General features: G+C 66.9%; 22 protein-coding genes. 11 read left to right on the top strand and 11 right to left on the bottom strand.

Features of this window, described 5'->3' with window-relative positions; translation table 11 throughout:
- Positions 1–140 precede the first annotated feature (140 nt).
- The 8 genes from CXY91_RS17905 to CXY91_RS30980 all read right to left on the bottom strand — a co-directional run bounded on the left by CXY91_RS17905 (position 141) and on the right by CXY91_RS30980 (position 7858).
- The gene (locus tag CXY91_RS17905) at positions 141–1151 is read right to left on the bottom strand and encodes an esterase-like activity of phytase family protein (RefSeq protein WP_100962586.1); all 1011 of its coding nucleotides are present in this window, start codon (positions 1149–1151) and stop codon (positions 141–143) included.
- Positions 1148–3043 (bottom strand): cobaltochelatase subunit CobT, encoded by a 1896-nt coding sequence (gene cobT / locus CXY91_RS17900; RefSeq protein WP_100962585.1) that lies wholly within the window; start codon positions 3041–3043, stop codon positions 1148–1150. The genes CXY91_RS17905 and cobT overlap by 4 nt, the downstream gene beginning before the upstream one ends.
- Entirely contained in the window at positions 3040–3477 is a 438-nt protein-coding gene (locus CXY91_RS17895) for a GNAT family N-acetyltransferase (protein WP_158673466.1), read from the bottom strand. Before CXY91_RS17895 ends, cobT begins: the two co-directional genes overlap by 4 nt.
- 10 nt (positions 3478–3487) lie before the next feature.
- A complete protein-coding gene (locus tag CXY91_RS17890) occupies positions 3488–3838 on the bottom strand; it encodes a GFA family protein (protein ID WP_100962583.1) in 351 nt (116 codons plus the stop codon).
- Positions 3839–3902: 64 nt separating this feature from the next.
- On the bottom strand, positions 3903–4895 hold the full coding sequence (gene cobS, locus CXY91_RS17885; RefSeq protein WP_091838043.1) for a cobaltochelatase subunit CobS: 993 nt from the start codon (positions 4893–4895) through the stop codon (positions 3903–3905).
- 157 nt (positions 4896–5052) lie between these two features.
- Entirely contained in the window at positions 5053–6300 is a 1248-nt protein-coding gene (locus CXY91_RS17880) for a glycosyltransferase family protein (RefSeq protein ID WP_100962582.1), read from the bottom strand.
- On the bottom strand, positions 6297–7568 hold the full coding sequence (locus CXY91_RS17875) for a glycosyltransferase family 4 protein (protein WP_100962581.1): 1272 nt from the start codon (positions 7566–7568) through the stop codon (positions 6297–6299). Before CXY91_RS17875 ends, CXY91_RS17880 begins: the two co-directional genes overlap by 4 nt.
- Positions 7565–7858: a hypothetical protein gene (locus CXY91_RS30980; RefSeq protein ID WP_248307539.1), complete on the bottom strand. Its 294-nt coding sequence runs from the start codon at positions 7856–7858 to the stop codon at positions 7565–7567. The genes CXY91_RS17875 and CXY91_RS30980 overlap by 4 nt, the downstream gene beginning before the upstream one ends.
- Positions 7859–7882: 24 nt before the next feature.
- On the opposite strand from CXY91_RS30980, the gene CXY91_RS30975 reads away from it, so the two are divergent.
- Positions 7883–8860: a hypothetical protein gene (locus tag CXY91_RS30975; RefSeq protein WP_248307538.1), complete on the top strand. Its 978-nt coding sequence runs from the start codon at positions 7883–7885 to the stop codon at positions 8858–8860.
- Positions 8861–8864: 4 nt separating this feature from the next.
- On the opposite strand, the gene CXY91_RS17860 is transcribed toward CXY91_RS30975, so the two are convergent.
- From CXY91_RS17860 to CXY91_RS17850, 3 genes are read right to left on the bottom strand one after another with little or no spacing between them, the layout of a single operon-like run.
- A complete protein-coding gene (locus CXY91_RS17860) occupies positions 8865–10601 on the bottom strand; it encodes an adenylate/guanylate cyclase domain-containing protein (protein ID WP_158673464.1) in 1737 nt (578 codons plus the stop codon).
- Positions 10602–10617: 16 nt separating this feature from the next.
- Positions 10618–11067, bottom strand: coding sequence for a cyclic nucleotide-binding domain-containing protein (locus tag CXY91_RS17855; RefSeq protein ID WP_091838059.1), 450 nt, complete (start codon positions 11065–11067; stop codon positions 10618–10620).
- On the bottom strand, positions 11064–13802 hold the full coding sequence (locus tag CXY91_RS17850) for an ABC transporter transmembrane domain-containing protein (RefSeq protein ID WP_158673463.1): 2739 nt from the start codon (positions 13800–13802) through the stop codon (positions 11064–11066). Before CXY91_RS17850 ends, CXY91_RS17855 begins: the two co-directional genes overlap by 4 nt.
- A gap of 320 nt (positions 13803–14122) precedes the next feature.
- On the opposite strand from CXY91_RS17850, the gene CXY91_RS17845 reads away from it, so the two are divergent.
- From CXY91_RS17845 to CXY91_RS17800, 10 genes are all read left to right on the top strand, one after another.
- Positions 14123–16000, top strand: a complete 1878-nt coding sequence (locus tag CXY91_RS17845) for an ABC transporter ATP-binding protein (RefSeq protein ID WP_100962576.1) — start codon at positions 14123–14125, stop codon at positions 15998–16000.
- A complete protein-coding gene (locus CXY91_RS17840; RefSeq protein ID WP_100962575.1) occupies positions 16000–17913 on the top strand; it encodes an ABC transporter substrate-binding protein in 1914 nt (637 codons plus the stop codon). Before CXY91_RS17845 ends, CXY91_RS17840 begins: the two co-directional genes overlap by 1 nt.
- A gap of 5 nt (positions 17914–17918) precedes the next feature.
- Complete coding sequence (locus tag CXY91_RS17835) at positions 17919–18917, top strand: ABC transporter permease (RefSeq protein ID WP_091838364.1); 999 nt, start codon at positions 17919–17921, stop codon at positions 18915–18917.
- On the top strand, positions 18914–20092 hold the full coding sequence (locus CXY91_RS17830; protein WP_465246874.1) for an ABC transporter permease: 1179 nt from the start codon (positions 18914–18916) through the stop codon (positions 20090–20092). The genes CXY91_RS17835 and CXY91_RS17830 overlap by 4 nt, the downstream gene beginning before the upstream one ends.
- A gap of 94 nt (positions 20093–20186) precedes the next feature.
- A complete protein-coding gene (locus tag CXY91_RS17825) occupies positions 20187–21260 on the top strand; it encodes a glycosyltransferase family 4 protein (RefSeq protein ID WP_158673462.1) in 1074 nt (357 codons plus the stop codon).
- Positions 21257–22048, top strand: a complete 792-nt coding sequence (locus CXY91_RS17820) for a polysaccharide deacetylase family protein (RefSeq protein ID WP_100962573.1) — start codon at positions 21257–21259, stop codon at positions 22046–22048. Before CXY91_RS17825 ends, CXY91_RS17820 begins: the two co-directional genes overlap by 4 nt.
- 94 nt (positions 22049–22142) lie before the next feature.
- The gene (locus tag CXY91_RS17815) at positions 22143–23423 is read left to right on the top strand and encodes a glycosyltransferase family protein (RefSeq protein WP_091838075.1); all 1281 of its coding nucleotides are present in this window, start codon (positions 22143–22145) and stop codon (positions 23421–23423) included.
- Between the two features lie 99 nt (positions 23424–23522).
- Positions 23523–24758 (top strand): metal-dependent hydrolase family protein, encoded by a 1236-nt coding sequence (locus CXY91_RS17810; RefSeq protein ID WP_100962572.1) that lies wholly within the window; start codon positions 23523–23525, stop codon positions 24756–24758.
- Positions 24759–24821: 63 nt separating this feature from the next.
- Positions 24822–25622 carry an ABC transporter permease gene (locus CXY91_RS17805; protein WP_199777487.1) on the top strand — a complete coding sequence of 267 codons (801 nt, stop codon included), beginning with the start codon at positions 24822–24824 and terminating at the stop codon, positions 25620–25622.
- Positions 25622–26674 (top strand): ABC transporter ATP-binding protein, encoded by a 1053-nt coding sequence (locus tag CXY91_RS17800; RefSeq protein ID WP_091838081.1) that lies wholly within the window; start codon positions 25622–25624, stop codon positions 26672–26674. Before CXY91_RS17805 ends, CXY91_RS17800 begins: the two co-directional genes overlap by 1 nt.
- The last annotated feature ends 31 nt before the right edge of the window (positions 26675–26705 follow it).

Genomic DNA, 26705 nt, shown 5'->3' with positions numbered 1-26705 from the left:
GACTGAACGAAGCGGCCGCAAGGCCGCTTTTTTCGTTTGGACTCATCTCGTCATTCTCGGGCGAAGCGAAGCGCAAGAAGGCGCCGATGAGCGCCTCATCCTGCCTGAGATGCTCGGGCACGCCCGAGCATGACGAGCGGCTAAGGTACCAGCTCGAACTCCAGCAGCACCGTCCGCTGCAGGAAGGTCGAGAAATTATCGTCCGACATCAGGGTGATGATGGTCCGCCCGCTCTCCTGGTGGACCGCCATCCCCTCCATGTTGTCGATCTCCTGGCCGAGATCGGCCTCGATCAGGATCGGCCCGTCGAGCTTTGCTCCGGGACGAATCGCACCCCCGGCGATGCGGCGGATGCGCATGCCGACACCGCGCAGCGGCTTGTACCAGCGCTCCAGCAGCAGCATGTCGCCGCCCGGTAGGAAGGCGAGGTCGGTGATGTCGTAGCCGTCGCGGCGGACCACCTGCAGCGTGCCCGGCTGGCGCCCGCCGAGAATGAAGCCCGTTGTCGGCTCGTCCTCGCGGCCCGAGCGCTCGGAGATCGCGATCAGCGCCCCGGCAAGCGGGTGGCCGGCCGGCAGCACGCCGAGTGCCTCGAAGCCGCGATTGCTCGGCAGGCGCTTGGCAGCCGGAGGCACCTGCACCAGCTGCGCCCGCGCCTCGACGCCATGGCGCGCGAAGTCGAAGCGCAGGATGTCATGGGTACGCTCGACGCCGATGAAGGCCGTACCGCCCTGGATCGCCAGCGATTCGGTATCGAAATAGCGCGAGCGATGCAGCGGCTTGCCGGACGCCCCAAGGATCGGCGCGAGTTCCGCCTCCTCCAGCCCCGCGAGCTTGCCCAGCTTGCGAGCGACCCTTGCCGTCAGCCAGAAGCCATTATCCGTGATCGCGACGATCCGTTCCCCGTCGGGCGAGCGCCACAGCCCGGAGAAACCGCCAAAGCGGGGATGGCTGCCGGAGAGCTGGAGCCCGCCACGAAAGGTCAGCTGGCCGAAACGTGTCTTCGTGGCATTGCCCGGCTCGAAGCTCGTGATCGGCCGGGCAGAGATGCTGACCGAGACGCGCCCGGGTTCCAGGCTCTGAGCCCGTGCGGGCAGGCTGAAAGCCGCCGCGCCGAGGCCGGCGAGGACGCTGCGACGGCTGGGGCTCATTGCAGGCGGCGCGAGCCCCGCGAATTTGTCCCGGCGGCATCCTCCTCGAACAGCTCGGCCAGCTTCTCGGTCATCACGCCGCCGAGCTCCTCGGCATCGACGATGGTGACGGCGCGGCGGTAGTAGCGGGTGACGTCGTGGCCGATGCCGATCGCGATCAGCTCGACCGGCGAGCGCGTCTCGATCTCGGCGATGACATGACGCAGATGCCGCTCCAGATAGCTGCCGGCATTGACCGAGAGGGTAGAATCGTCGACCGGCGCGCCGTCCGAGATCACCATCAGGATCTTGCGCTGCTCGGGGCGGCCGAGCAGGCGCTTATGCGCCCAGTCGAGCGCCTCGCCGTCGATGTTCTCCTTGAGCAGCCCCTCGCGCATCATCAGCCCGAGATTCTTCCGCGCCCGCCGCCATGGCGCATCGGCCGCCTTGTAGATGATGTGCCGGAGATCGTTGAGGCGGCCGGGATTGGCCGGCTTGCCCGATTGCAGCCAGCTCTCGCGCGACAGCCCGCCCTTCCAGGCGCGGGTGGTGAACCCGAGCAGCTCGACCTTGACGCCGCAGCGCTCCAGCGTCCGCGCCAGGATGTCGGCGCAGGTCGCCGCCACCGTGATCGGCCGGCCGCGCATCGAGCCGGAATTGTCGATCAGCAGCGTCACCACCGTGTCGCGGAAGTTCGTGTCCGATTCCTGTCGGAAGGAGAGCGGCTGGAACGGGTCGATGATGATGCGCGGCAGGCGCGAGGGATCGAGCGCGCCCTCCTCCAGGTCGAACTGCCAGGAGCGGTTCTGCTGCGCCATCAGGCGGCGCTGCAGCCGGTTCGCCAGCCGGGCGACGACGCCCTGAAGATGCGCCAGCTGCTTGTCGAGATAGGCGCGCAGGCGGGTCAGCTCCTCGGCGTCGCAGAGCTCCTCGGCCGTGACGATCTCGTCGAACTTCTGGGTATAGGCCTTGTAGTCGGTCTGCGGCCGGTCATTGGCGCGGCTGTCGCGCGGACGCGGCGCCTCGCCGGCCTCCTCGGCCTCGGAATTCTCGTCTTCCTCGTCCCAGTCGCCGGCCGGCGCATCGGCCGCCTCGGAAGCGCCTTCCTGCAATTCCTCGGCGGCGTCCTCGCTGGTCTCGGTTTCAGAGCGCTCGCCCTGGCTCTGCTGCTCGGCTTCGCCCTCTTCCTGCTGCTGGTCGTCGGAGGACTGGTCCTGATCGTCCTCGTCCTCCTCGGCGTCGTCGCCCTGGCTCGACTGCTCGGCCATGTCGAGGGAGACGAGCAGGTCGCGCACCGTGCGGGCGAAGGCGCGCTGATCCTCGATCGACTTCGACAGCCGGTCGAGATCGTCGCCCGCCTTGGCCTCGATCTGCTCGCGCCAGAGATCGACCAGCTTCTCCGCCGCCTTGGGCGGCTTCAGGCCCGTCAGGCGCTCGCGCACCATCAAAGCGAGCGCATCTTCCAGCGGCGCATCGGCCCGGTCGGTGATCTCCTCATAGCGGCCGCCGCGATGATAGCGGTCCTCCAGCATCGCCGAGATGTTGCCGGAGACGCCGCTCATCCGGCGCGAGCCGACGCTCTCGACCCGGGCCTGCTCCACGGCATCGAAGACGGCGCGGGCCGCATCGCCTTCGGGCGCGGCGCGGCGATGGACCGCCGCATCGTGGCAGGCGAGGCGCAGCGCCATCGAATCGGCATGGCCGCGCAGGATCGCGACATCGCCCGCGGTGAGCTTGCGCGGCGGCTCCGGCAGCCGCGCGCGCTCGCCGACCAGCGAGGGTTTGTCGGCGGCGAAGACGATCTCCATCTCCGGCTTGCGCGCGATCGCCTTCATCGCGCCCGAGACCGCCCGCTTCAGCGGCTCGGCCGGGGCTTCCTTCGGGGTTCCGGGCTTGCGGTTGGAGATGCTCATAGCGCCTTCATGAAGTGGTGGAAGCTCTGCCCGGCGACCGGATAGTCCTCCATGCGGCCGCATTCACGATAGCCCATGCGGGGGTAGAAGCCCGGCGCCTGGATGCTCATCGTGCCCAGATAGACGCCGCGCGCGCCATAGTCGCGCGCCGCCTGCTCGGCCATCGCCAGCAGCGCCTCGCCATGGCCGGCGCCGCGATGGGCCTCGTCGATCCAGAACAGGTCGACATAGAGCCACTCCCATTTCAGCTCGCCGATCAGGCCGCCGACCATGGTGCCGTTCTCGTCGCGCAGGCTGAGCGCCAGGGGCTCGGCCCTGCGCGGCCCGACCCTGGCCTCGTTGTGGGCGGAGAGTCCGCGCACGACGGCCTCGCGCGTCGCGGCGAAATCCGCCTCGCGCTGGATCGTGGCCTGCTTGCTGTCGGCGGCGCTCACGGCGTGCTCCTCAGCGCGAGCGCCCGTCATACATCGTCGGGCTCAGCTCGGTCGGCTCGACGCCGGCGAGACAGCGGACGTTGATCGCGACGGTCGGCGTGCCGTCCGGCGCGTTGGCGCGGGCGAAGGATTCCATGCCGCAGGTCTCGCAGAAGAGATGCTGGATCTTCTGCGAGTTGAAGCGGTATTCGGTCAGCGCGTCCTCGCCCCTGGTCAGGGTGAAGCTGGTCGCCGGGCTGAAGGCCAGCACCGAGCCGCGGCGCTGGCAATAGGAGCAGTTGCAGGTGATCGTCCGCGAGAGGTCGGCCTCGACCTCGTAGGCGACCCGCCCGCAGTGACAGGAACCTTCATACCGAGCCATGGCCGGCCTCCTGCTGGTTGAGCCTGGTCCGATCGCGAGAGTGACGCACTCTCGCGAGGGCGTTTCAGCTCAGGACGACGTTGACCGCGCTTTCCGGCAATTCCTTGCCGAAGGAGCGCTGGAAGAACTCGGCCACCAGCGTGCGCTCCATCTCGTCGCACTTGTTGAGGAAGGTGACGCGGAAGGCGAAGCCGATATCGCCGCCGAAGATCGCCGCGTTCTCCGCCCAGGTGATCACCGTACGCGGGCTCATCACGGTCGAGAGATCGCCGTTCATGAAGGCGTTGCGGGTGAGATCGGCGACGCGGACCATCTTGTTGACGGTGTCCTTGCCCTCCGGCGAGGTCTGGTAGTGCTTCGACTTGGCGAGCACGATCGCGACTTCGTTGTCGTGAGGCAGGTAGTTCAGCGTGGTGACGATCGACCAGCGGTCCATCTGGCCCTGGTTGATCTGCTGGGTACCGTGATAGAGGCCCGAAGTGTCGCCGAGGCCGACCGTGTTGGCGGTGGCGAACAGCCGGAACGCGCCGTGCGGGCGGATGACGCGCTTCTGGTCGAGCAGCGTCAGCTTGCCCGACTGCTCCAGAATGCGCTGGATCACGAACATCACGTCCGGGCGGCCGGCATCGTACTCGTCGAAGACCAGCGCGATGTTGTTCTGCAGCGCCCAGGGCAGGATGCCGTCCTGGAACTCGGTGATCTGCTTGCCTTCCTTCAGCACGATCGCATCCTTGCCGACAAGGTCGAGGCGCGAGACGTGGCTGTCGAGGTTGACGCGAACGCAGGGCCAGTTGAGGCGGGCCGCGACCTGCTCGATGTGGGTCGACTTGCCGGTGCCGTGATAGCCCGAGATCATCACGCGTCGGTTATGGGCGAAGCCGGCGAGAATCGCGATCGTGGTGTCGCGGTCGAAACGGTAGTCCGCGTCGAAGTCGGGAACATGCGCCTCGGCCTGCGAATAGGCCGGCACCTCCAGATCGCTGTCGATCCCGAAGACCTGACGCACCGACAGCTTCATGTCGGGCATCCCGGGGGCGGAGGCAGTCGTCGTTGTCATCGTTCTTCTCCGGGCGCAGGACAGGGGCCGGCTGAAGATCCGGTGTCCTGGAGCCGACCGAAAGGGAGGCGTGTAGAACCTCATTAAAGCGAAAGCCTTGGGCCGGCAATTCGCAAGAGGCATGCCGTCCCTTCGCCGGCATGCATTCACGCACGGCTCAGGGACGATCCGCGAGCAGCTTCGCGATCGCCGCGACAGTGCCCGCCGCACCGTCGAGATCGGCTGTCGCAGCCGGCGGGACGCCTTGTACCAGCGTCGTTTCGATAGCGGCAGCGAGCGCCTGCGCCCCGTCAGCAAGTTTCACGACGTGCGCCAGCCCGGCCCGTTCCAGCGCGGCGGCGCGCAGGGCCTGCTCGGTCTCGTTGCCGGCGTCGAAGGGGACGAGCAGCGCCGGCCGCCCGGCCTGCAACAGGTCGAGCGCGGTGTTGTAGCCGGCCTGGCTGATCGAGAGCGCGCAGCCGGCGAGAAGGCCGGGGAAATCCGGCCGGGCCCGTTCGACGACGGCATTGTCCGGAGCCGATTGTCGCAGGGTGGCGAAGTCGGCCTCGGAGACGCCGCGGCCGATCAGGAGATGGAAAGGCCGCTGCGGCATCAGCCGGGCAGCGGCGAGCGCGGTCTCGAACAGGGGCAGCGCCGCCGCAGAGCCGCCGCCGGAGACGAGGATGGTGCCGTCTGCATTCTTCAAGCCCTCATCCTGAGGAGCCATCTCGTCAGAGATGGCGTCTCGAAGGATGCTCGCCGAGGCTCCGGTGCCTTCTGGAGCATCCTTCGAGACGCCGCTGCGCGGCTCCTCAGGATGAGGGCATTGGGCTGATGTCGCCAGATAGCCAGTATAGATGAGCTTGCCTGCGATCTCGGGCGTCACCGGCCAGGAGGCTTCGAGCGGCAGGACGCCTGGGTCGCCATGGACCAGCACCGCATCGAACAGGCTGGCGATCCGCTCGGCCGTCTCGGCCAATCGGTCCGGGCGCTGCGGCGCGACCAGCACGTCGCGGATCGACGACAGGACGAGCGCATCCGGATTGGCATCGCGTGCTGCCGCGATCAGCGCCAGGAACTCGCTGGCGAGCTGGCGCCGTCCGAACGGGAAATGCTCGGTGACGACGATATCGGGCGACAGCTCGCGCGCCAGTGCGACCAGTTGCTCGCACCTTGCGGCCAGTCGCTCCGGCGTAGCGGCCCTTCCGTCCTCGTCGAGCAGATTGCGAAAATCCGTGCCTTGCGTGCGCACCGGTGGCAACTGCACGAAGCGATAATCCGCCGCCGCCTTGCCGTCCGGCATGCCGCCGCTGGCAAGCGTCACCTCGTGGCCTGCTCCAGCCAGCGCCCGCGCCAACTGCCGCGCCCGCACCAGATGGCCGATCCCGAGCAGATGCGTGACCGCAACCAGGATGCGCGCACTCATGGCGCGCCACCATCCGTGTCGGCGACTGCCGCCAGCAGCGCCCGATGCACCCGTTCCAGCCCGGCCTGCGCCGAGAACTCGGTCCGCAACCTGTCGAAGGCGGCGGCGCCGAGCTTCGCGCGCCAGTGCGGATCGCGCGCCAGCCCCTCCAGCGCCTTGGCCAGGGCCGTGACGTCGCCCGGCCGTAAAAGCCATCCCTCGCGGCTGTGCCGCACGAATTCCGGGATGCCGGCGAAATTGGTGGCGACGATCGGCAGGGCCTGGCTCGCCGCCTCCATCACCACATTGGGCAGGCCGTCGCGGTCGCCGTTGTCCGCCTGCTTCGAGGGTAGCACGAAGAGATCGGCCTCCCGCAGCGCCGCGATCACCGCATCCTGCGCCTGCGGCCCGCGCCACTCGATCCGCGCCGCGAGGCCGAGCTTGTCCGCCTGCGCGTTCAAGGCGGCAAGCATCTCGCCGCCACCGATATGGATGAGCCGCCAGTTCAGCTCGGCCGGCAGGATCGCCAGCGCTGCCAGCAGGTCGTCGAAGCCCTTCTTCGCCACCGCCCGCCCGATGGTGATGAACCGCACCGGCTCAGTCGGATCTGAGCCGTCGCGCGGCGCGCGCGCCTCGGGCGGGGCCGGAAACCGCGCGAGGTCGAGCCCGTGATAGAGCAGCGCGACCTTGTCCGCCCGCTCGGCAAACCGGTTGAGCTCGGCATGGCCGTCGCGGGTGCAGGTCACGCCCCAGCGCGCGTCGGCGATCTTCTCGCGCTTCTCCCAGTCCGGCGTCGTCCAGATGTCCTTGGCATGGGCCGAGAACGACCAGGAGAGACCCCGGCTCAGCGCCGCATAGCGGATCACCGAAGCCGGCGTATGCAGGTAATGGACATGGAGATGGCGCGTGCTGGCCGGCAGCTCGCGGGCCATCACGCAGGCCTGGCCGAAGCGGCGCAGACGGTTGCGCGTGCGATCTCGGGACAGATCGCGCAGGAAGACGCCAAGCAGCCTGACGATGCTCGGCCGCGTGAAGGCTCGCCCAATGCCGCGCAGCACCCTCGGCCAGTCGTCGTGCAGATACTCCGGCAGGTAGTGCAGGGGCGCCGCGATCTCCCGATGCATCATATGCCGCGCACCATCGGTCGGATGACGCAGCGACCAGATCGCGAAGGGCAGGCCGAGCCGCTGCAGGCCGAGCAGCTCCTGGGCAATGAAGGTCTCCGACAGGCGCGGATAGCCCTTCATCGCGATCGCGACCGCCGGCCCTTCGGACTCGGCGCTGCTCATCTGCGGCCGATCAGCATGAAGCGGGTGTAGTTCTTCGTCGGCAGCGCGCCGGCGAACCACAGCTCCGACAGCCCGGCCTGAACCTTGAAGGCCTCGAGCGAAGGCACGCAGCTGCGATGGTCCGGCTCGCGGACATAGTCGTTGGATTGCAGCAGCAGCGGCAACCCGGCCGGCAGGGTGGCGATCCAGCCCGGCACATCATCGAGATGCTCGCAGCTGGTGTTGATCACCAGCCCCGGACGCCCGCCTTCGACCCGCTCGAAATCGAGCCCCATCATGTCGGCGGTCACGGCCCGGAAACGCCCCGCAGCGACATGGCGATGGTTGAGAGTTTCGGCGATCGGCGCGCAATCGGGATCGATGTCGAGGCTGACCAGCTCGGCGATGTCGAGGCGCGGCGCGGCCAGCAGCAGAGCGCCGAGGACACCGTACCAGGCGCCGAGAACGAAGACCGGTCCATCCGGCTTCGGCAGCACTTTGGTCAACTCGTCCACCAACCAGCGCTTCGAAGCGATCTGCTTATGGTTGAAGGCAATCGAGAGATCAGCCGGCACGCCTTTGCCGACGAGCCGCGCCAGGTCGGCGACGACCGCATCGCCGGTCAAAGCTGCAACACCGCGCAGGATGTCATAGAGAGTGTCGGCAGGCGGTGTGCTGATCATGCGGGCGACGAACGGAATACCATGATGCCGGAGGATTTGCGGGCGGCGGGACCATATGCACAGCCGCCAACAAACGCCAGCGCGGCCGCGCCGGGTGTGCTGCTGCCGCATCTGTCGAGTCCAGCCGCGCCATTGCGGCAGGTCCTGGCCGCTCATGCGGTGCGCCACTGCCCGCATGTGATCGAGATCGGCGGCGCCGGCTTGCCGATCACCGGTTTCCTGCATCATCGCCCGGCCTCGGTGACGGTGATCGACCCGAAGATTCCCGCTTTCGCTGCCGAGACGCTGAACGGTGCGCCCTGCCGCGTCCGGCACCTGGCCGCGAAGCTGCAACAGGTGCCACTGGCGCCGCCAGACCGACCTTTCGCGCTGGTCTTGCTCGGCCTGTCGCTGAAGCCGTTCGGCGCCAAGGCGGCCATGCCGCCGGAATTGCTGGCGCTGGCGCGAGCCGCCAGCGTGCTGGTGATCGACTACGCGCTCGACCTCCACCGGGCCAAGAACCTCATCGGAACTCTGCTGGCGACACGCGAGGACGCTCCGACAATCGATCTCGAGATCACAATCAATGACACGGCGATGGCGCGAGCAGGCTATGATCGCCGCCGCTGGCTCGCATTCGGCGCTCCCTGACTGATTATATGGGTTTCTGCTCCGCCGGCGCCTCCGGCGGCGACTCGATAACAGTCGCGGCGCCTGCCGGCGTGCTGCCGAAACCATAGACCTGCATCGGCTTGTCGCGGCCCTTGACCGCGATCTTGTGCGGGACGGTGTCGCGATAGCTGCGGCCGGTCGCGCTCACCGTCTCGGCGGAGACAACGATGTCCGAGAGGAGCCGCCGCGTCGCCGCCTCGAGCTGGCTCGCGATCATCACGGTTTCGCCGACGGTGATCTCGCGCCGCCCCATGCTCTCGTTCTCGACCGCGCCGACGATCGTCTGGCCGCCATGGATGCCGATGCCGATGCGCAGCGGCAATGGCAGGCCGTTGGCGTATTCGCGGTTGAGCGCATCGACTGCGCGCACCATGTCGCCGGCCGCCGCGATCGCCGCCGCGCCCGCCCGCCCCGGCGTCGTCTCCAGGCCGAACACCGCCATCAAACCGTCGCCATAGATCGCCTCGATCCGTCCGCCATGCGCCGCGATCGCCTGGGACATCTCGTCATAGAAGCGGTTGAGCAGGGTCATCAGCTCGTGCGGCAGTTGCCGCTCGGAGAGCGCGGTGAAGGCGCGCAGGTCTGCGACCATCACCGTCAGCCCCTTCTTGCCGATCCGGTCGTCGGGATCGACAGTGCCCGACGGGCCGGCGCCGCGCTGCTTGGCGGCGAGCAGGATCTGGACCTGGAGATCGCGCTTCGGCCTGATCTGGCAGGCGAGCCGGACATGGTCACCGGCCGAGATCCGGCGCAGCAGGCGCGCTTCCGCCTGAGCGGGCGGCGGCAGGTCATCTCCGCCGTCGAGCACCAGAACGCGGCAGGTGGCGCAGCGCGCCCGCCCGCCGCAGAGCGCGGCATGGGGAATGCCGAAGCGCCGGAAGATCTCGAGCAGGGTCGGGCCGGGAACGACGCGGCGCACGCCGTGGCCGACGAAGCGCACCGCGATGGCCCCTAGCGCCCGCGCGCGAAGCTCGCGCAGCAAGACGAAGCCGGCAAAGCCACCGATCAGGCCGAAGAAGGCCCGCTTGGCCCAGGTCACATGCAGATTGAAGGCATCGACCTGGTTGGCCGTATAGAGCTCGGGCGGGAGCGCCATCATCTGGGCTTCGCGGCCTGCCACCGAAAAGCCGATGATGGCCAGAAGCGGTATCAGGATCGAAACGAGCAGGAACGGATCGCGCCAGCTCGCATAGGCGTCGCGCGCCCGGAATGTGAAGTGCAGGCCGATCACGCCATGCGTCCAGACGAGCAGGAGCAGGAAGCTCTGCGACAAGGCGAGGCCCGGCCAAAGCCGGCGCAGCACCGCGTGATAGCTCTCGTCCTGGCCGAACAGGGAACCCTGGACCCTCGTGCCGACGATATGGTCGATCAGCAGGAGCGGGATCGCGACGCCGAGGATGATCTGGATCACTTCGCGCATCGGCATGCGGAAGGTGCGCCGCTGCGCCACGCGCAGCAAGGCGAAGACCGGATGGACGATGAGCGAGCCATAGAGCGCGACCGTGCCGACCCAGCTGTGCCAGAACCAATAGCGCCACTCCTGCGCCGCCTCCATCGCCGCAACGCCGAAGATGCCGAGCGCATGGTTGAGGAAATGCGTGGTCGCGAAGACCATCAGGATGCAGCCGGAGGCGAAGCGCACGTCGCGGCTCCAGGACGACATCTGGTCGAAGCCTGAGGCGGGCTTGCGCCCCGCCGGCGTGCTCGGAATCGCTGTCATCGGCGCACCCGGCGCTTCAATGTGTCTTCTCGCCATGCAGGACGGAGTCGGCCAGGCGGTAGAGCCGCCCGGCGAGATCGCGCGACAGCGCGACCGAGAACTCCGGAATATTGTCGAGCAGTTCGAAGAACAATGTCCGCGGCAAGCGCAGCGCGACCACGTCGGTCTTGGCGGTGGACCGCGCCGCATAGGTCTGGTTGCAGAGCAGGGGCACATCGCCGATCAGGCTGCCGCTCGCGAGCCGGAAGGTCTTTGACGGTCCTTCCGGCGCCTCATGCGACAGCTCGACCTCGCCTTCCAGCACGCAATAGACCTCCTCCGGCTTGTCGCCCTCTTCGGTGATGACGGTGCCGGCCGGGAAATGCAGCCGCTCGCCCATCAAGGCGAGCAGCTTCAGCCGCGGCCCCGGCAGCCCGCGGAACAGGGGGATCGACTTCAGGCAGCCTATATCGCTCTCGAGCGTCATGTCCTTGCCTCGATCGGAACCGCGCCATTGGGAACCGGCAGATCGTCCTGCAGATCGTCCACCTCGTCGCTGGCTCCGCTTTTGCTGCCCAGGCGGGCCACAGCTCCGTTGAATACGATCTTCTCAGGGATATCGGCAGCCAGCCCCTGATCGGTCAAGAGCAGGAACACCGTCTTGTCCTGGCAATAATTGCCGATACGCTGGATCAGGCCGCCGGGATCAGCACAGGTGACGGCGAAGGCATCGAGATCGAGCACCAGGATATCGGGTCGCTTGATCAGCGCCTGTGCCAGCGGCACCATCAGCCGCAGCCGCAGCGGCAGATGGCGGCCACGCAGCCCGACATCGGTGCCCAGTCCCAGGCGATAGGCCGCCGTGTCGAGTCCGGCGCGCGACAATGCCGCCCGGGCGATCTCCGCCACCTTGCGACCGGCATCGGGAACGCCGAAGCCGATACGCCCGAACAGCAGGTTGTCGCGCACGCTCGCGCCGTGGATCACATCGGCCGGATCGTAGAACTCGATCTCGTCGGCCTTCTCGCCGGGCAGATAGGTCTTGAAGCTGTGCCGGGCCCGCAGCACCCGTCGGCGCAGGGCGACGTCGAGCAGATTGAGCCGGTGCTTGGGCTCGATATAGCCGAGCGCGAGCGCGACGAGCTCGCGCTGCACGGTCGGATCGAGCAGGCTGCGCCGGTCATGCCGCCGCAGCGCCTCGGCGAGTTCGCCGAGCTTCTCCAGGTCGATCTCCCCGCCGAAAGCGTAGCGCTCGAACAGGACGTGGCCCTGCGGCAGGCCGGCGAAGATCTCGACCAAGGTCGAGGCGATGCGCCCGCCGATCTCGGCCAGCGGTTCCTCCAGCGCCTCGGCCTGCAGCACCGAGCGAGCGTACGCGTCCTCGAGCAGGAATTCGGCCGGCTGGCGGCCATTGCGCATGGCGCCGAAGACGAGGTTCTCCGCGATCGTCGCATTGGCGTTGTAGCGGTCGAGGTCGAAGGTCTCGATCAATCCGCCGAGCTTGGTCTTGGTCAGTTCGGCCGCGACGACCTTGCGCGCCTCGACGATGCGCTCGGCCGCGCCTTCTGGCAGCGGCGCGATCACCTTGGCGTCGAGGCCGAGCTCATAGATCTCGTCGGCGCAGCCGAGCGTGTCGAGCACGGCGAGCATCCGCTCTTCCAGCGCCTCCTCGCCGTCGAGGCCCACACCTTCATAGTCGTTCCAGTCGGCGCCGAAGGGCAATGGCGTGTTGCCGGCCCGCAGCGCCTCGATGAAGCGGCGATGCTCGTCCTGGTCGACGGCGCGGTCGGGCTTGACCACCGGCCGCCTGCGCTTCAGCGGCAGCAGGATGTTGTCGCGCAGCGAGCCGTTGATGATCTCGATCTCGGGGCCGGCATAGCCGATCAGATGGCTGGCACGCTCGACGCTGATGGCGGACAGGGGCTCGCCGTCGATCAGCACACGCCCGCCATAGCTCATCGTCTGCCGGCCGAGGATGCGGCCAAGCGTGTCGCGGCCGCTGCCCGCCGGCCCGATCAGCGCGACCTCCCCAGGTCGCTGCAAGCTCAGGCTCAGCGGCGCCAGCAAGGGCTGGCCGCGATTGTCGACCATCTCAAGCTTGTCGAGCCTGATCTCGCCGCGCGGCGGCAGCGGCGCGATCTCGCCCTTCTCCTCCAGCGTGACCACCTCGCTCGGATTGAACTGCTGGATCACCTGCTCGTATTTGATGGTGACGTCATTGCGCTGCTGCTCCCAGTCGATCAGTTCCTTGATCGGCGGCGGCAGGTCGCGATAGGCCGCGATCACCGCCACGAGCTGTCCGATGTCGAGCCGGCCCTGCAGGGCGAAGAAGCCGCCGACGGCGTAGAAGAAGAAGGGCGTGATCTGCGCCATCAAGTTGTTGAGGAACTTGACCGCGAATTTGCGCTTGTAGAGCGCATAGCGGATGTCGAACAGCGTCCCCAGCCGGCCCGCGATGTCCGACTGGATATAGGAGGTCGCGCCATTGCCCTGAATGGTCGGCCCGGCATCGACGATCTCGCCGATGCGGCCCGCGAGCTGGCGCGAGGCGATCTGGCGCTCGCGGCCCAGACGCAGCTGCTCCTTGCGCAGGATCGGGATGATCACCGCCTGCATCAGGACGATGACCAGGGCGATCGAGCCGAGCCAGACGCTCTGCATCATGATGAAGGCGAGCGCGGTCAGCGCCTGGCTGAGCAGGAAGGCCGGCTGGATGAAGGCGTCGCCAACGAAGCTGCCGATCGGCTCGACCTCGTCCTTGATCATGCTGGCGACCTCGGCCGGCTTGACCGAACGGATCTCTTCCGGCCGGAAGCGCATGAGCTGGCTGAACAGGTCGTAGCGCATGCGCCGGAGCATGCGTTCGCCGAGCACGCCCTTCTGCAGGTTGACGATATATTTGAAGCCGCCGTTGATCAGGACGAGCGCGAGGAAATAGAAGCTCAGCGTCAGCAGCAGGCCGAGCTGGCCGACCTTGAAGCCCTCGAAAATCTGGATGCTGCCGCCGCCGAGGATATCGGGCCAATGCAGCGTCCAGTCGAACACGGTCGCCGTCGTCTTGCCATCCTTGAAGGCGCCGCCCTGGATGGCGTCGTTGACGATGCGCTTGGGGACGTCGAAGGACAGCCAGTTGAACGGGATCGAGACGAGGATCACGAGCAGAACGATGATCTGCTCCCGGCGACTCTTCTGCCAGACGTAACGGAAGAGGCTTCTCTCCAAGGGGCTTTCCCATCCCGCATCCGGACGAGCGAACACTCTGCCGGCTTGTCCCCATATGGGGGCAGTTCACGACGCGGCGCAACATGCCGCTGGACTCGACAAGCCCGGCCGTTTCAAGTTCGCATCGAACGATGCGGCGCGCAGGCAGCGCCGCCCTGTTGCAAGATCGTCATCGGAACGGGACAAGGACGGCGGGACCGGAGAGAATGAAGGCGCTGCGTTGCAGCGGCAAACAAGCTTCGGCGGTAAATGGATCCGGATGGCGGTCTCGGCCGTTTGTCCGGACAACGAACATCAGGGGACGACGGCGTCAGCCGCAGATGAATATTCTCGAGATCAACGACCTGCGGATCGGCTTCACCATTCACGGCTTCGCTCGCGATGTCGTGAAGGGCGTCGATTTCCGGATTCCGGCCGGCAAGACCGTAGCGCTCGTCGGCGAGTCCGGCTCGGGCAAGTCGGTGATCTCGCAGGCGATCATGGGGCTGCTGCCGCGGGCCGGGGCCGTGACCGGCGGAAGCATCCTGTTCCGCGACCCGCAGACGGCCGATGCCGTCACCGACATCGCCACCCTTCCCGCCGAAGGCAAGGAGATCCGCGACCTGCGCGGCGGGCGCATCGGCATGATCTTCCAGGAACCGATGTCCTCGCTCTCGCCGGTCCACACCATCGGCAACCAGATCGAGGAAGCGCTGCAGCTGCACCGGCCGATGCCGAAACCGGAGGCGCGCGAACTGATCGAGGCGATGCTGAAGCGGGTCGGCTTCAAGGATCCCACCCGCGCCTATGACTTCTACGCCTTCGAGCTCTCCGGCGGCCTGCGCCAGCGCGCCATGCTCGCCATGGCGCTGATCTGCCAGCCGGCCCTGCTGATCGCCGACGAACCGACGACCGCGCTCGACGTCACCATCCAGGCCCAGGTGCTCGACCTGATGCGCGATCTCCAGGCCGAGATGGGCATGGCGATCCTGCTGATCACCCATGATCTCGGCGTCGTCGCCAACATGGCCGACGAGGTCGTGGTGATCTACCATGGCGAGATCATGGAGAGCGGGCCGGCCGAGGACATCTTCCGCCGCCCGCAGCACCCCTATCTCAAGGCGCTGCTCAAGGCCTCGCCGCATTTCGACATGCAGGAAGGCGAGCGGCTTGTCGCCCTGCGCGAGGCGCGCCCGCGCGCGCCGGCCGCGCCGAAACCGCCGCCGCAACGCCGCGATCAGCTGGCACCGCTGCTTGCCGTGCGCAACGTCCACAAGACCTATACGACCCATTCGAGCCGCTTCTTCGGCAAGGGCACGACCTCGACCGTGACCGCCGTCAACGATGTCAGCTTCGACATCGAGCGCGGCGAATGCCTCGGACTGGTCGGCGAGAGCGGCTGCGGCAAGACCACGCTCAGCAAGCTGATCATGCGGGCGCTGACACCGGATTCGGGCGAGATCCGCTTCGATGACGGCAAGGACTGCGTCGACCTCCTCTCGCTGCAGGGAGAGGCGCTACGCCGCTTCCGCCCCAAGCTGCAGATGATCTTCCAGGACCCGGTCTCGTCATTGTCGCCGCGCATGACCGTGATGAACCTCCTGCGCGAGCCCCTCGTCATCCACGAGCGCGGCGACGGCACCGAGCAGAAGGCTCGCGTCAAGGCCCTGATGGACGATGTCGGGCTCGATCAGCGCTTCCTATCGCGCTATCCGCACTCCTTCTCCGGCGGCCAGCGCCAGCGCATCGGCATCGCCCGCGCGCTCGCGCTCGATCCCGAGCTGATCATCTGCGACGAGCCGGTCTCGGCGCTCGACGTCTCCGTCCAGGCGCAGATCCTCAACCTGCTCAAGGACCTGCAGGCCGAACGCGGCCTGACCTTCCTGTTCATCTCGCACAATCTCGCCGTGGTGAACTACATGGCCGACCGCATCGCGGTGATGGCGAACGGCCGCATCGTCGAGCTCGCGCCGCGCCATACGCTCTTTACCGCGCCGGTCCACCCCTACACCAAGGCGCTGTTGAAATCGGTGCCCTTCGCCGATCTCGACCGCAAGCTCGACTTCAAGCTGGCGGCGCCCGGCGGCGCCTCCGACACCCGCCACTGGCCGGCCTCCTTCAAGCCCGACGCGCAAGGCGAGCCGCTCGCCCATCTCGATCTCGGGGCCGGACATCTCGTTCTCGCCAAGCCGGGCGCCGATGTCAGGGAGCTCGCCTGATGCGGATCGCGCGGCGGAGCTTTCTCGTAGGGTCGGGCGCCGCCCTCCTCGCACCGCGGCTCGGCCTCGCCGGCGTCGAGACGCTGATCGACAGTCCGGCGCTCGCCGCCAAGGTCACGGCCGGCGAACTGCCCGGTCTCGCCGAGCGCCTGCCGAAATCGCCGCGGCTGATCAACGTGGCGGCGATGGGCCGTGCGCCCGGCCGGCACGGCGGCACCATGCGCATGCTGATGGGCGACCAGCGCGACATCCGCATGATGACAATCTATGGCTACACCCGTCTCGTCGTCTACGATGACAAGCTGGAGCTCGCGCCCGATCTGCTGGAGAGTTTCGAGGCCGAGCGCGGCCGCGTCTTCACCTTGCGGCTGCGGGCCGGCCATCGCTGGTCGGACGGGCATCCCTTCACCGCCGAGGACTTCCGCTATTGGTGGGAGGATGTCGCCAACAACAAGCGGCTCTCGCCGGGCGGGCCGCCGCAGGCGATGGTGATCTCCGGCCAGACCTGCCGCTTCGAGATCCTCGACGAGCTGACGCTGCGCTACAGCTGGGCCGAGCCGAACCCGGTCTTCCTGCCGGCGCTCGCCGGCGCCCAGCCGCTCTATATCGCCATGCCGGCGCATTATCTGAAGCAGTTCCACCAGCGCTATGCCGCCAAGGAAGAGCTGGAGCAGAAGGTCAAGGCCGGCCGGGTCAAGGACTGGGGCTCGCTGCACGAGCGCTTCTCGCGCCAGTATCGGCCGGAGAACCCCGATCTGCCGACGCTCGACCCCTGGCGCAACACCACGGCGATCCCGGCGGAGCGCTTCACTTTCGTCCGCAACCCCTATTTCCACCGGATCGACGAGAACGGCCGGCAGTTGCCCTATGTCGACGAGGTCACGCTGACCATCGGCAGCTCGGCGCTGATTCCGGCCAAGACCGCCGCCGGCGATTCTGACCTGCAGGCCCGCTATCTGCGCTTCGAGGACTACACTTTCCTCAAAGGCGCTGCGAAGCGGATGAATTTCGAGGTCAAGCTGTGGAAACGGGCCGAGGGCGCCTCGTTCGCGCTGATGCCCAATCTCAACGCGATCGATCCCATCTGGCGCGACCTCAACCGCGATGTGCGCTATCGCCGCGCGCTATCGCTCGCGATCAATCGCCGCGACATCAACCGCGTCATTTATTTCGGGCTCGCCAAGGAGAGCGGCAACACCGCTTTGCCCGAGAGCCCGCTCTACGATGCGGCGCTGGCGCAGCTCAACATGACGCCGGATCTCGCCGAGGCCAACCGCCTGCTCGACGAGATCGGCCTTTCCAAGCGTGACAGCGAGAAGATCCGCCTGTTCCCTGACGGGCGGCGCCTGGAATTTACCATCGAGACCGCCGGCGCCTCGACCGAGGAGACCGACATCCTCGACCTGATCAAGCAGGACTTCATCGCGATCGGCATCAAGATCCACCCGCGTTCAAGCCAGCTCGATGTCTTCCGCCGCCGCATCCTCGCCGGCCAGACGATCATGTCCGGCTGGACCGGCATGGACAATGCGCTGGTCGCCGCCGAAATGGAGCCGGACGCGCTGGCGCCCACCTCGCCCGCCCAGTTCAACTGGCCGCGCTGGGGCCAGTATTTCGAGAGCGGCGGCCGCGAAGGCGAAGCGCCCACCATTCCGGAAGCGAAAGAGCTGGTCGAGCTCTACCGGGGCTGGCGGCATTCGGCGACCCATGAGGAGCGCCGGGACATCTGGCAGAGGATGTTGAAGATCAACGCCGAGCAATTGTTCACCATCGGCGTGGTCAACGCCACGCTGCAGCCAGTCGTCGTCGCCAGGACGCTGCGCAACCTGCCTGAGAAAGGCCTCTACAGCTTCGAGCCCGGCGCCTTCTTCGGCCGCTACATGCCGGACACGTTCTGGTTCGAGGGGAAGTAATCGTGCTGCTGAAGTACATCTTCAAGCGCATTCTGGTGATGATCCCGACGCTGTTCGTCACCAGCGTCCTGATCTTCACCGTGATCAACCTCCCCGAGGGCGACTATTTCGAGACGATGGTCGCCGAAATGCAGGCCCAGGGCGAGAAGGCGGACATGAGCCGCGTCGAGTTCCTGAAGAAGGAATACGGTTTCGACAAGCCGCCGGCCGAGCGCTATCTTTGGTGGGTCACCGGCCTGCTGCGCGGCGACATGGGCTATTCCTTCGAATATCAGCTGCCAGTGCGCGACGTCGTCGGCGATCGCCTGCTGCTGACGATGATCGTCTCCTTCTTCACCATCATCTTCACCTGGATCGTCGCGTTTCCGATCGGCATCTACTCGGCGACGCACCAGTACAGCTGGGGCGATTACGGCCTCACCTTCATCGGCATGCTCGGGCTCGCCATACCGCATTTCCTGCTGGCGCTGATCTTCCTCTACTTCGCCAATATCTGGTTCGGCACCTCGATCGGTGGCCTGGTCGACCCGCAATATCTCAACCAGCCGATGAGCTGGGCCAAGTTCAAATCGGTGCTGGAGCACCTCTGGATACCGGTGATCATCATCGGCGCCGGCGGCACCGCCGGCATGATCCGCAAGCTGCGCGCCAACCTGCTCGACGAACTGCAGAAGCAGTACTACGTCACCGCCCGGGCCAAGGGCCTGCCGCCGGGCAAGGCGCTGCGAAAATATCCGCTGCGCATGGCGCTCAACTTCTTCATCTCGGATATCGGCGACATCCTGCCTTCGATCGTCTCCGGCGCCGAGATCGTCGCGATCGTGCTCTCGCTCCAGACCACCGGCCCGCTGCTGATTCGGGCGCTGCAGAGCCAGGACATGTATCTCGCCGGCTCCTTCCTGATGTTCCTGTCCTTCCTGACCGTGATCGGCGTGCTGATCTCCGACATCGCGCTCGCCATCCTCGATCCGCGCATCCGCCTGCAGGGGACGGCGACCAAGTGACGACGCCTCCCGCCCCGCAGGCTTCCGAGCCGCTGCCGCATCGCTGGTCGACCGCGCCGTTCGAGCCCTATGCGATCGAGAAGATGTCGCCCGAGCAGGAGCGGGTCTACCTCGCGCCGCAATGGAAGCTGATGTGGTGGAAATTCCGCAAGCACAGGCTCGCGGTGATCTCCGGCATCGTCATCCTGCTGATGTACCTGTCGGTCGCGATCTGCGAGTTCCTGGCGCCCTATCACTACACGACGCGCAACACCGACTTCATCCGCGCCCCGCGGCAGGAGCTGCATCTCTTCCACGAGGGCAGCTTCATCGGGCCCTTCGTCTACCCGTATGCCCAGCGCCTCAACATGGAGAACCTGAAGCGCGAATACGACGTCGATGAGAGCAGGCCGCAGAAGCTGCGCTTCTTCTGCCGCGCCGACACTTACGAGTTCTGGGGCCTCATTCCCGGCAATCTCCATTTGATCTGCCCACCCGAAGGCGGCACGCTCTATCTGCTCGGCACCGACAGGCTCGGGCGCGACATGTTCTCGCGCATCCTCTATGGCGGGCGGATTTCGCTGACCATCGGCCTGCTCGGAGTCAGCGTCTCCTTCGTGCTCGGCATCATCATCGGCGGCATCGCCGGCTATTATGGCGGCAAGGTCGATCTCATCGTCCAGCGCATCATCGAGATCGTGCAGTCGCTGCCGCATATTCCGCTCTGGCTGGCGCTGGGGGCGATCATGCCGCCCTCCTGGAGCCCGCTGTTGGTCTATTTCGGCATCACCGTGATCCTTGGGCTGATGGACTGGACCGGGCTCGCCCGCGCCGTGCGCTCGAAACTGCTGGCGCTGCGCGAGGAGGATTATGTCGTCGCCGCCCAATTGATGGGCGCCAAGCCCGCCCGCATCATCGGCCTGCACCTCGTGCCCGGCTTCATGAGCCATCTCATCGCCGCCGCGACGATCACGATCCCCAAGACCATCCTGGGCGAAACCGCGCTGTCCTTCCTCGGCCTCGGCCTGCGGCCGCCGATCACCAGCTGGGGCGTGATGCTGAACGAGGCGCAGAACATCAATGTCGTCGCGCTCTATCCCTGGCTGCTCTACCCTTGCGTCCCCGTGATCGTCATCATCCTCGCCTTCAACTTCCTCGGCGACGGCCTGCGTGACGCAGCTGATCCGTATCGCTGAAGCCTGCTCGCGCCCCGCAAGACCTTTCGTGAAGATCGCATTCCACACGCCGCTCAACCGCTATGGCGACGGCGCCCCCTCGGGCGATCGGCTGATGGCGCGCCAGCTGGTGGCGCTGCTGGAAGACCTCGGCCATGCCGTCGAGATCGTCCCGGCCGAGCGCAGCTTCATGCGCGAGCCCAATCCGGCTTTGCTCACCGCGCACAAGCAGGCAGCGCAGGGCGTGATTGCCGCGCTGGAAGAGCGCTGGCAGATGCCGCGAGCCCGGCCCGACCTCATCTTCACTTATCACTGCCACTACCGCGCCCCGGACCTGATCGGCCCTGCCTTGGCCGAACGCTTCGACCTGCCCTACCTCGTAGCCGAGGCCAGCGATGCGCAAAAGCGCTTCGACGGCCCCTGGGCGGAGGCCGCCGCGCTCGCCCGCACCGCGATCCTGCTTGCCGACCTGCACCTGTGCATGACCGAGCGCGACCGCGAAGGCCTCGCCCGGCTCATCCCGGAGCCGGAGCGCCTGATCGACCTGCCGCCCTTCCTGCTCGGGGTCGAGGCGGTTCCGCAGCATTCCGCAGCTCCTCGCGACAGAAACGAGCCGGTGCGCCTGATCGCCATCGCGATGATGCGCCAGGGCAACAAGGCCGCCTGTTATCTCTTCCTTGCCCGCACGCTCACCCACATCGCCGACCTGCCCTGGACATTGACACTGATCGGCGACGGCCCCGAGCGATCCATCATCGAAGCCGCGTTCGCTGAATTTCCGCCTGGTCGCGTCCGTTTCCTCGGAAAGCAGGCGCGCTCCGACATTCTCACCGAACTCACGAACCACGACCTCTTCATCTGGCCTGGGCTGAACGAGGCCTATGGCGTCGTGTATCTCGAAGCGCAGGCGGCAGGACTTGCCGTTGCCGCACTCGACAGCGGCGGTGTTCCGGCTGTGGTGGACCGCAATCGCACCGCGCTGCTCGCCCCCCACGGCGATGAATCCGCGCTGGCCGCGACGATCGCACGGTTGATCGGCGATGCTGAACTTCGCGCCTGCATGGGTTCGGCAGCGCAAGTGTTCGCGCGCCAGGAACGCAACGGCGATGGCGCCCGCAAAATTCTCGCCAGCGCGCTGGATGCCACCATCGCCCGGCACGGCCGCAAGACCTTGGAGATCGCGCCGTGACTGAGGATGCCGCCTGGTCCGCGCTAGTGACCGAGCTCGACGGCTGGGCAATCGCCGGCAAACGCCTCGATCTCTGGCTCCGCGACGACGACGCGACCGCTCCCAGCGACCAGCTCGACCGGCTGGCAGCCCTTGCCGAGCGCTTCACGATCCCCGTACTGCTGGCCTCGATCCCGCTGATGGCACAGGACACTCTGGCGAGGCGGCTCGAGACCGCACCGCTGCTGCGCCCCTGTCAGCACGGGACCTGGCATTGCAACCATGCACCGCCCGGCGAGAAGAAGAGCGAGTTCGGCCTGCACCGGTTAACTGCCGACATCGCCGCCGAGATCGTGGCCGGCCGGGAGCGGCTTCGGGAGCTGTTCGGCCGTTCCTTCCTCCCTGTCTTCGTGCCGCCGTGGAATCGCATTCATCCGGATATCGCGGCAGAATTGCCGAGCCTCGGCTTTGTCGGCCTGTCCTGCTTCCGCAATTTCGCGCTCGGGCCAGCCGGCGGCCCTCGCCTCGTCAACACCGATCTCGACCTGATCGACTGGCCCAATGGCCGTGTCGGCCGGCAGCCCGGCGATCTCCTGACCGAGATGGTCCAAACGCTCGCCATTCGCCGCGCGAACCCGAGATCGAACCAGCCTTTCGGCCTGCTGCTGCACCATCACGATCACGATGCCACGGCCTGGGACTTTCTCACGAATCTGCTGGAACGGCTCTCCGGTCACGCCGCTGTCGCATTCTCCAGTCCCGATGCGCTCTTCGGCGCTGCAACAAACTTGGCAACGGACTTGGATTGACGCGCCGCCGGCGCTATGGTTTTGGCCAGTTCGGGTGCGTTCCTTGCGTCCCCCGGAGGCCATCTGACCTTCAAGCAGAGGACGCGACGCGCGCATGGGCCTCAGTCTGATCGATGATAGCGGGGTGCGCCGCCCGCCATGCAGCCCGCATGCGCCGCGCGTCCTGATCTATAGCCACGACACTTTCGGGCTCGGCCATATCCGCCGCTGCCGGGCGATCGCGAATTCGCTCGTCGCGAGCTATCCTCATATATCAGTGATCATCGTCTCGGGCTCGTCGATGATCTCCAGTTTCCAGTTCGGCGACGGCGTCGATTATGTCCGCATTCCCGGCATCGAGAAGCAGAGCGACGGACGCTACCTGCCGCATCATCTCAATCTCGACCTCGCCGATACGATCCGCCTGCGCACCGACCTGATCAAGCAGACGGTGCTCTCCTTCGACCCTGACATCGTCATCGTCGACAAGGAGCCGATCGGCCTGCGCGGCGAGCTCATCCCCTCGCTCGAAATCCTGCGCCGGCGCGGCGCCCGCATCGTGCTGGGCGTGCGCGACGTGCTCGACGAGCCGGCCAAGCTGCATGATGAGTGGCGCCAAAGCGGCGCGCTCGACGCGCTCGCCACCATCTACGACGACATCTGGGTCTACGGGCTGGACAGCATCTACCGGCCGCTCGAGGGACTGCCGAACCAGCATCTCTTCGCCAGCAAGATCCGCTATACCGGCTATCTCAAACGCGCCGTGCCCTCGCCGATGCCGCCGAACCGGCACCCGCGCATCACCAAGGGCCCGTTCATCTTGGTAACACCCGGCGGCGGCGGCGACGGCGCCGGCGTGATCGACTGGGTGATTTCGGCCTATGAAACCGATCCGACCATTGAATTGCCGGCGCTGATCGTCTTCGGCCCGTTCCTGTCGCGTGAGAAGCGCAAGGAGTTCACCGAGCGCATCGCCAGGCTGCCGAAGCTGGAAAGCATCGGCTTCGAGCCGCGTCTCGAACTCCTGATGAACCGCGCCCACTGCGTCGTCGCCATGGGCGGCTACAACACCTTCTGCGAGATCCTCTCCTTCGACAAGCCGGCGCTGATCGTGCCGCGCGTCCGGCCGCGCCTGGAGCAGGCGATCCGAGCCGAGCGCGCCGACAGCCTGCGCCTGATCGACGTGCTGTTCGACCCGACCCAGACCGGCGCGCATGCCCGCGATCCCGGGCAGATGGCCAAGGCGCTGCACGCGCTGCCCAAGCGCCTGCCACCCTCGCAGGCCTTCCTGCCGGACCTGCTCGACGGGCTGCCGGCGATCAATCGGGCGCTGGCCGACGATCTCTCGCCGCCGGTCCGCGGCCGGGCGCTGGCGCAGAACGCCGCAGCCGGCTGATCGCATGAGGAGATTCTAGCGAATCATTGCGCGCATGGCGCGATGGACAGGGCCAACGAAGTTCGTAATATATCACGACGACCGTTGGGAGACGCCGCCATGACTCAGGTCCTGTTCCGCAATTTCGCGATGCTGGAGCCCGACCACGGCGAGCTGCGCAAGGGCTATGAGCTGCTTGTCGAAGGCGAGCTGATCCGCGAGGTCTCCGACAAGCCGATCAAGGCCGACAAGGCTGATGTCATCGATTGCGGCGGGCGCACGCTGATGCCCGGGCTGATCGACAGCCATGTCCACGTCATGCTGTCGGAAGTCTCGATTCCCTTGCTCGAAAAAGTGCCGCTGACGCTGGCCACCGCCCGCGCCGCCCGCCTGATGAAGGGCATGATCGACCGGGGCTTCACCTCGGTGCGCGATACCGGCGGCGCCGATTGGGGCATCAAGGAAGCGGTCGAGAAGGGCGACGTCCCCGGCCCGCGCCTGTTCATCGCCGGCGCCGCGATCGGCCCGACCGGCGGCCATAGCGATCCGCGCCGGCGCACCGATTTCGGCGCGCGCTGCCATTGCTGCAACGCCATGGCCTATACGATGAACGTCTCCGACGGCGTCTCCTCCGTCATCAAGTCGACGCGCGAGCAGATGCGGCTCGGGGCCGACCACATCAAGATCATGATGTCGGGCGGCGTCGCCAGTCCGTACGACCCGCTCGACTCCATGCAGTTCACGGTCGAGGAGGTCACGGCTGCCGTCACCGAGGCCAAGGCCTTCGGCCGCTATGTCTGCGCCCATGCCTATACGCCCGAAGCCATCACCCGCGCCGCGCAATGCGGCGTGCGCGCCATCGAGCACGGCAACCTGATCGACGAGGCCTCGGCGAAGCTGATGGCTGAGAACAACATGTTCCTGACCGCCAACCTCGTCGCCTATTACGCGATGCGCGAGCGCGCCGCCGAGTTCGGCATGAATGCCGAGATGCTCGCCAAGAACGACCTCGTCATCGACGGCGGCCTGAAATCTCTTGAGATCTGCAAGCGCGCCGGCGTGCCGGTCGCCTATGGCTCGGACCTGCTCGGCCAGCTCCAGGTCGACCAGTCGCGCGAGTTCCTGCTGCGCCGCGAGGTGCTGTCGCCTGTCGAGATCATCCGCTCGGCCACCACGATCGGCGCGCAATTGCTGCGCATGGAAGGCAAGCTCGGCACGCTGCGTGCAGGGGCTTATGCGGACATCATCCTGGTCGACGGCGATCCGCTGAAGAGCCTGGAGCTGTTCCAGGATCAGGGCGCGAAGCTGCCTGTGATCATGAAGGGTGGCGCCTTCCACAAGAATACGCTGCATTGAGAGCGAGCACTGTGAGGGCGAGCACATGGCGATGAAGAGGGCTGGAATTTGAGCGCCGCACGCTTGAGCCTGGGACGCCTTGCTCTGAACGGCGCTGCCACGCTCTCGCTCGGCTTCATCCTGCTGCCCCTGTTCTTCGTGTTCTGGCTCGCCTTCTTCCGCCAGGAGATCCCCTCCTTCCCGCCGGAAGGTTATTCGCTGAAGTGGTTCCAGGCGGCGGCGAACAACAAGCCCTTCGTCGACGGCTTCATCCTCAGCCTGCAGGTCGGCGTGTCGGCGACCCTGATCGGGCTCGTGCTCGGCGTGCCCGCCAGCCTCGCATTGATGCGCCATCGCATCGCGCTCGGGCCCGCGATCAACACGCTTCTGCTGCTGCCGCTGGTGATGCCGGGCATCGTGCTCGGCACCTCGCTCTATGTCTTCCAGATCGAGACCGAGATCGCGACCGGCCTGCCGGTGATGGGTTCGGCCGGCGGCCTCGTCGCCGCCCACAGCCTCGTCGTCATCCCCTGGGTGGTGAAGCTCGTCACCGCCAGCCTCGCCGGCTTCGACCGCACCATCGAGGAAGCCGCGCAGAATTTGGGCGCCGGCCCCTGGACGACCTTTCGCCGCGTCACCTTGCCGAGCATCAGGCCCGGCCTCGTCGCCGGCTCGCTGTTCGGTTTCGTCACCTCCTTCGGCAACCTCGAGATGAGCCTGTTCCTGGTCGGGCCGGGCCGCACGACGCTGCCGATCGCGATCCTGCAATATCTCGAATGGAAGATCGATCCGACGGTCGCAGCCGCCTCGGTCATCCAGATCGTCCTGATCGGAGCGGCGATGATCGTCACCGACCGTTACGTCAAGCTGAGCCGGGTGGTCTGATGGCCAGATTGTCGATCGAGCATCTGCGCAAGGTCTATGGCGAGTTCACCGCCGTCGACAATTGCAGCATCGACATCGCGGAGGGCGAGTTCCTCGTCCTGCTCGGGCCCTCCGGCTGCGGCAAGACCACGACCTTGCGCATGGTCGCCGGTTTCATCCAGCCGACGGCGGGCAAGATCACCATCGGCGAGCGTGACGTCACCAACCTGCCGCCCTGGAAGCGCAATTGCGGCCTGGTCTTCCAGTCCTACGCGCTCTTCCCGCATATGACAGTCGCCGAAAACGTCGCCTTCGGTCTGGAAATGCGCAAGGTCGCGCCGGCCGATCGCGGTCCGCGCGTGACCGAGGCGTTGCGGCTCGTGCGCCTGACCGGCCTCGACGAGCGCTACCCGCGCCAGCTTTCCGGTGGCCAGCAGCAGCGCGTCGCGCTCGCCCGCGCGCTCGCCGTGGAGCCCGATGTCCTGCTGCTCGACGAGCCACTCTCCAATCTCGACGCCAAACTGCGCCAGGAGGTCCGCGTCGAGATCCGCGACCTGCAGCGCAAGCTCGGCCTGACCACGATCATGGTCACGCACGACCAGGAGGAGGCCCTCACCATGGCCGACCGGCTGGTGGTGATGGAGAAGGGCAAGGTCCGCCAGATCGGCACGCAGCGCGAGCTCTACGAGAAGCCGGCCGACCGCTTCGTCGCCGGCTTCATCGGCCGCAGCGCCTTCCTCGATGGCGAAGCGGCGAACGGGCGTTTCCGCAGCGGCGGCGGCCTCGACATCAGCTGCAGGACGGCTGCGGCAGGCCCGGCAACGCTGGCGCTGCGGCCCGAGCGCCTCGCCATCGGCGCGCAAGCGGAAGCTTGCGCGAACCACTTCCCGGCCCGGGTCGAGCACGTCTCCTATCTCGGAGCGTTGCTCGACATCGATGTCCGGCTGACCGAGCAGGACCGCATCTTGCTGCAGGTGCCCAATCGCCAGGGCGCGGCCGAGCCGAAGCCGGGCGACATGATCACGATAGGCTGGGCCGAAGACGCCGGGCTCGTCTATCCGCGCGAGCCTTGAACCCGCTCGACAGGCGTCCAACAGGGGAACG

The sequence above is a fragment of the Allobosea sp. FBZP-16 genome, assembly GCF_002831785.1.
In the GTDB taxonomy this organism is placed as follows: domain Bacteria; phylum Pseudomonadota; class Alphaproteobacteria; order Rhizobiales; family Beijerinckiaceae; genus Allobosea; species Allobosea lupini.
The sequence above is the reverse complement of the archived record's forward strand: the minus strand, read 5'-3'. Positions and strand labels throughout refer to the sequence as shown.

Bases quoted from the DNA above. Each gene is read 5' to 3' on its own strand.
- CXY91_RS17800 (WP_091838081.1), top strand. From the start codon at position 25,622: ATGGCCAGATTGTCGATCGAGCATCTGCGCAAGGTCTATGGCGAGTTC.
- CXY91_RS17810 (WP_100962572.1), top strand. From the start codon at position 23,523: ATGACTCAGGTCCTGTTCCGCAATTTCGCGATGCTGGAGCCCGACCAC.
- CXY91_RS17875 (WP_100962581.1), bottom strand. From the start codon at position 7,568: ATGAGCAGCGCCGAGTCCGAAGGGCCGGCGGTCGCGATCGCGATGAAG.
- CXY91_RS17855 (WP_091838059.1), bottom strand. From the start codon at position 11,067: ATGACGCTCGAGAGCGATATAGGCTGCCTGAAGTCGATCCCCCTGTTC.
- CXY91_RS17905 (WP_100962586.1), bottom strand. From the start codon at position 1,151: ATGAGCCCCAGCCGTCGCAGCGTCCTCGCCGGCCTCGGCGCGGCGGCT.
- CXY91_RS30975 (WP_248307538.1), top strand. From the start codon at position 7,883: ATGGCGATGGTTGAGAGTTTCGGCGATCGGCGCGCAATCGGGATCGAT.
- CXY91_RS17845 (WP_100962576.1), top strand. From the start codon at position 14,123: ATGAATATTCTCGAGATCAACGACCTGCGGATCGGCTTCACCATTCAC.
- CXY91_RS17890 (WP_100962583.1), bottom strand. From the start codon at position 3,838: ATGGCTCGGTATGAAGGTTCCTGTCACTGCGGGCGGGTCGCCTACGAG.
- cobT (WP_100962585.1), bottom strand. From the start codon at position 3,043: ATGAGCATCTCCAACCGCAAGCCCGGAACCCCGAAGGAAGCCCCGGCC.
- CXY91_RS17840 (WP_100962575.1), top strand. From the start codon at position 16,000: ATGCGGATCGCGCGGCGGAGCTTTCTCGTAGGGTCGGGCGCCGCCCTC.
- CXY91_RS17825 (WP_158673462.1), top strand. From the start codon at position 20,187: ATGGCGCGCCAGCTGGTGGCGCTGCTGGAAGACCTCGGCCATGCCGTC.
- CXY91_RS17860 (WP_158673464.1), bottom strand. From the start codon at position 10,601: ATGACAGCGATTCCGAGCACGCCGGCGGGGCGCAAGCCCGCCTCAGGC.
- CXY91_RS17880 (WP_100962582.1), bottom strand. From the start codon at position 6,300: ATGAGTGCGCGCATCCTGGTTGCGGTCACGCATCTGCTCGGGATCGGC.
- CXY91_RS17815 (WP_091838075.1), top strand. From the start codon at position 22,143: ATGGGCCTCAGTCTGATCGATGATAGCGGGGTGCGCCGCCCGCCATGC.
- cobS (WP_091838043.1), bottom strand. From the start codon at position 4,895: ATGACAACGACGACTGCCTCCGCCCCCGGGATGCCCGACATGAAGCTG.